The following is a 3,995-nucleotide window of genomic DNA, read 5'->3' as shown; positions in this document are numbered from 1 at the left end:
ATCCTCGGTTGGCTCTTGGCTGCCGCTATCGGCTCTTGGGCTTACTTTGCTGGTAGCGATCGCCAAAATGACAAATCGTTCCGCCTACCCAGATTTGTGACGAAGCGATAAGCGATTGGTAAATGTAGTCGGAAGTTTCCCAAGTCCTTGATGTTGGTTGGGAAACTTTACTTCATGAACCAGGAGTTACATTCTCATTGTCATCGGTGTCAGATGCAACAGCCACTACGCTGGTGCCACTCGCTTTGGCGAGCGAACTGCAACACTCAGCCTTTTTTGCTGCTGCTGAGTGGTAAAGTCACGCCACAATTGTGCTAGCTTTCGCGCTTCATCATGCCATGCGGGATTGATTCGATACACCCGTCGCGGTCGTCCGCGCCCTTCGACTTTGTGCCAGCTGCCGCAGATTGCTCCCTCTGATTCCAGAAATCTCAACGCTGCATACAGCACTGTGTCCGAGAGGCGATAGTTGGCATATTCGCCTTCGAGCTGTGCAATTAGCTCAGTACCGTAAGATTCGCCCTCCAGCAACACCGATAGAATGTAACAAACCGCTTGCTCCAGACAAAGCTGGAGCGGTGGGGGACTGGTAAAAAACTGATGGATATCTTGAAGTTGCATCATCGACTCACTCCTAAAACGAAAATCACCTGCTATACTCTTACCGAAACAAAATCCTGCCATAATTCATGCTTCTACAGCTAGGCGGTTTCATCGACCGCATTTGCTAACTCAACACCCTGGGGTGCAAACAGAAACAGCCTTGGTGCTAGATATTGTTGCTGTCCATCTATTGCGCAAGTTGCCCCAGCTACAAAGTCCACCGCTCGCTGTGCTAACTCTAGATCCAACTGAGTCAAGTTCAAGACTAGCGGTTGTCCCTGCCACAAGATTTGAACCGCTTGCCTCACGTGTTCAAAAAACCGTAGTTCCATGACGACGATTTGTGGTAGTTGTTGCTCTAATCGGTAGTCTTTCGCTTCGTCTGCTGTCAATCTCGTCTTTTGTCTGAACTTCTGCCGCATTGCACCCCCAAAAAAAACCGCGCTCAATTTTCGAGCCTTCTGTTGGGACAATTCATCGTCATCCCCCAGATAAATCGAGCTAATACATCACCACGTTTGCCCGTCCTGATTTCTCGCTCGCCGCCAGCAACAAATTCCAGCCCGCTCACCGGTGTCGTCACATCTATGCTCCGAGCGAATGAAAATCTAGTCAATTCAGTATCAGTACAAGTTCCATCGTTCGTCAATTGGGCAAGGTTCAGAAAAGTTCAGGAATCGAGCACCTGACACTTGAGATAGATTTTTTCATCGGCGAGTGTGTTTTGGGATACGGAAGTTGTTGTGGCTCTACCTATAGATAGGGCTTAGTTGCAATTCATTTCAGTCACTTGCACTAGTTGAGAAAAATACTAATTTTCTGTAATATTTTGTTGGTATATTATTGGTATAAAGTGATGAGCCAAAACCTGCCTGTTTGTTGCCTTCTGGATGTCGGACTCATGTATCTGGCAGTTCTAATTGGGCTAGTTAGTCAATCCATCGCTCAATCGGTGGAGTGACATGCAACAGTTAGATCGAAGCGCTGGCTGCGCTACTCCAGCACTCAAACAGCAATTTGTCCGTCGCGCGCGGCTGCCGGAACACCAGGCAGTTTTATGGAAAATCGAATCAGGTGCCGTTTGCAGCATGACTTGGACTAGTGACGGCGAGCTGGCTTGCTTGGGTTACTGGGGAGTGGGAGATGTCGTTGGACATGCATTGTCCCGAGTCCAACCATACGAACTCCACTGCCTCACAAATGTAGAAATTAGTAGCTGCCCCCGCAACGAGTGGTCGCAGCTAACAGATGCGCTCGTTCACCGCCAGCAGCAAACAGAAGAACTACTGAGTATCGTCCATATCAATCCCCTGTCTCACAGATTGTGGCAGCTTCTGGTCTGGTTGAGTCAAAAATTCGGTCGCGAGGTGGGCAACGGACGCTGGCTCGAACTGCGGCTCACCCATCAACAGTTGGCTCAAACGCTGGGTACGAGTCGAGTCGCCGTGACCACAATCCTCCAGCGCTTAGAAGCAGAGGGAAAAATCCAGCGGCAGCAGCGGCGGCTCATTGTCGTGCAGCACTAATCTTGCCGACAAATCGCCTCTTCTGCATCCGGTAAGTTACTCCCCACCATTCCCAACAATGTCCTGCCATCTTTAGTCTTGATAATCCCCGTCGCTTCCACTACCGGATCTCCTTCCTGCCAGCCAGAATCATCGGGCGCTGGACTGCTTGGGGGTGGTGATTGCGTCTCCAACTCCTCGTCCAACCCCTCGGCGGAGAACAAGGGCATCGGCATCACCGAGTCCCCAGGTCCTGCGGGTAAGCCACCGTTGTCCGTGATGACGAGCCGCACCTGCTTCTTGTTGCGTCGCGCGAAGCAGCTATTTTTCATCACCTCATCCATCGGGATGAAAACTCTGTTATACGGGACGAGTGCTTCGTCTGGTTCCAATTCCAAAGAGCGCACTTCCACCGTCCCATCCACGCCAAACTGGGAACTGGCATCAAAAATGCTATCGGAGGACTGGAATATTCCTTGAGTCGAGATGCGGATATTCCCGCCTCTTCCCGTGAAAGCATTGGCGGTGATGCTGCTACCTTGAATAGCAGCTAGGGTGTCGGTGTCGATGGTGATGTTGCCGCCGTTACCGCCACCGCCTGCTAATCCAGCAGTGGCAGAGATACTGCTGCCGTCTCGCAACTGGAGATTTTGCGAGTTTAAGAAAATATTTCCGCCTTCTCCTGATGCAGTCGCAGCACTGATATTGCCAGCATTATCTAGGTTGATGGAATCAGCTTCAATCGACACTACTCCACCACCACCTGTACCTTCATTGCCTACAGCAATTCGACCGCCATTAGTTATACTCAGTTTCTGAGTTGAAATCGTTATACTTCCCGATTCTCCAGTTAATACTGGAGCAGTGCCAAAAGCACTAATTAAATTTGAATCTAAAACATTAGCAGCTGAAATTATTAAACTAAGATTTCGAGAACCTGGTACTGTACCATCGATTTCTATGGAGTCTCTGGCTTTGATGTCAATAGTACCAGATGCACCAGAGCTTATAGTAGCAGAATCTATTCTGCCTCCATTTTTTACTCTTAGTTTTGACGTACTAATTCTTAGATTTCCAGCTTGTCCACCTCCAAAAGTTGAAGCCGTAATGCCACTAGGCAGAAATATATTTTGTCGAACTCCATTTAATTCTATAAAATCTGCATCTACGACTACATCTCCTCCTTTAGAGGATGTTTGAAAAGTTTTGAGAAGTCAGATTTTATGCCAACCGTCTCACCATGATCCAAATCATGGCAAGGTAAATCAATGTCTCTGAAGTTTCGGGCAACAACTCGTGGTCTCTGACCAATCGGCGACAGCTCATCAGCCAGCCGAAGGTACGCTCGACAACCCACCGCTTTTTGAGCAACACAAACCCCTTAGACTGCTTTGGTCGTAGCACGACCTGAACAATCCAACGGCAAACGTCCATCACCCAGCGCCTGAATGGCTCACCGTCAAACCCACCATCGGCCCAAATCGCGTGCAGACGAGAGACTGATGAGCCCATCCGGTTGACTCGTTTGAGTACCCGTTTACCACCAGAGCGCTCGCCAACGTTTGCCGCAGTGACAAACACTCGTAGTACCAACCCCAAGGTATCGACGCTCAAAAAACGTTTGCGTCCATGAATCAATTTTCCCCCATCAAACCCGACATCCTGGCTCACCATTGCTGCACTCTTGATGCTTTGGCTGTCGATGATGGCTTCCGATGGACTCGGTTGTCGCCCCATCTCCACCCTCACCCACTGCCGCAGGCTGTCATGTATCCTCACCCAAGTCCCATCTTGACGCCAATTGCGGTTAGTGGGACTTTGTAAAGAAAGAGCGTGAAATCAGGGTAGAATACAAACCAAGACTCAGATTTACGTCAGTCTCGACAG

6 protein-coding genes and 1 pseudogene are annotated in these 3,995 nt (G+C 49.5%); 2 read left to right on the top strand and 5 right to left on the bottom strand.

The window, feature by feature from the left end:
* Positions 1-225 precede the first annotated feature (225 nt).
* The 3 genes from DSM107010_RS33650 to DSM107010_RS39000 form a co-directional block, all read right to left on the bottom strand.
* Positions 226-621 (bottom strand): PadR family transcriptional regulator, encoded by a 396-nt coding sequence (locus DSM107010_RS33650; protein ID WP_106171385.1) that lies wholly within the window; start codon positions 619-621, stop codon positions 226-228.
* 80 nt (positions 622-701) lie between these two features.
* Complete coding sequence (locus tag DSM107010_RS33645; protein WP_127025052.1) at positions 702-1,052, bottom strand: cell division protein SepF; 351 nt, start codon at positions 1,050-1,052, stop codon at positions 702-704.
* Complete coding sequence (locus DSM107010_RS39000; RefSeq protein ID WP_158631935.1) at positions 1,049-1,186, bottom strand: hypothetical protein; 138 nt, start codon at positions 1,184-1,186, stop codon at positions 1,049-1,051. Before DSM107010_RS39000 ends, DSM107010_RS33645 begins: the two co-directional genes overlap by 4 nt.
* A 379-nt stretch (positions 1,187-1,565) precedes the next feature.
* Between DSM107010_RS39000 and DSM107010_RS33640 the strand changes: the two genes are divergently transcribed.
* Entirely contained in the window at positions 1,566-2,129 is a 564-nt protein-coding gene (locus DSM107010_RS33640; RefSeq protein WP_106171382.1) for a Crp/Fnr family transcriptional regulator, read from the top strand.
* Here the strand turns inward: DSM107010_RS33640 and DSM107010_RS33635 are convergent.
* Positions 2,126-2,857, bottom strand: a complete 732-nt coding sequence (locus DSM107010_RS33635; protein WP_127025048.1) for an S-layer family protein — start codon at positions 2,855-2,857, stop codon at positions 2,126-2,128. The two genes, DSM107010_RS33640 and DSM107010_RS33635, sit on opposite strands and share 4 nt — an antisense overlap.
* Before the next feature lie 115 nt (positions 2,858-2,972).
* On the opposite strand from DSM107010_RS33635, the gene DSM107010_RS33630 reads away from it, so the two are divergent.
* Complete coding sequence (locus DSM107010_RS33630) at positions 2,973-3,308, top strand: hypothetical protein (RefSeq protein WP_127025044.1); 336 nt, start codon at positions 2,973-2,975, stop codon at positions 3,306-3,308.
* A 21-nt stretch (positions 3,309-3,329) separates the two neighbouring features.
* Here the strand turns inward: DSM107010_RS33630 and DSM107010_RS33625 are convergent.
* A pseudogene (locus tag DSM107010_RS33625) lies at positions 3,330-3,914 on the bottom strand (IS5 family transposase); the annotation flags it as partial.
* Between the last annotated feature and the right edge of the window lie 81 nt (positions 3,915-3,995).

Origin of the sequence: Chroococcidiopsis cubana SAG 39.79 (assembly GCF_003991895.1) — a bacterium.
Lineage (GTDB): Bacteria > Cyanobacteriota > Cyanobacteriia > Cyanobacteriales > Chroococcidiopsidaceae > Chroococcidiopsis > Chroococcidiopsis thermalis.
The sequence above is the reverse complement of the archived record's forward strand: the minus strand, read 5'-3'. Positions and strand labels throughout refer to the sequence as shown.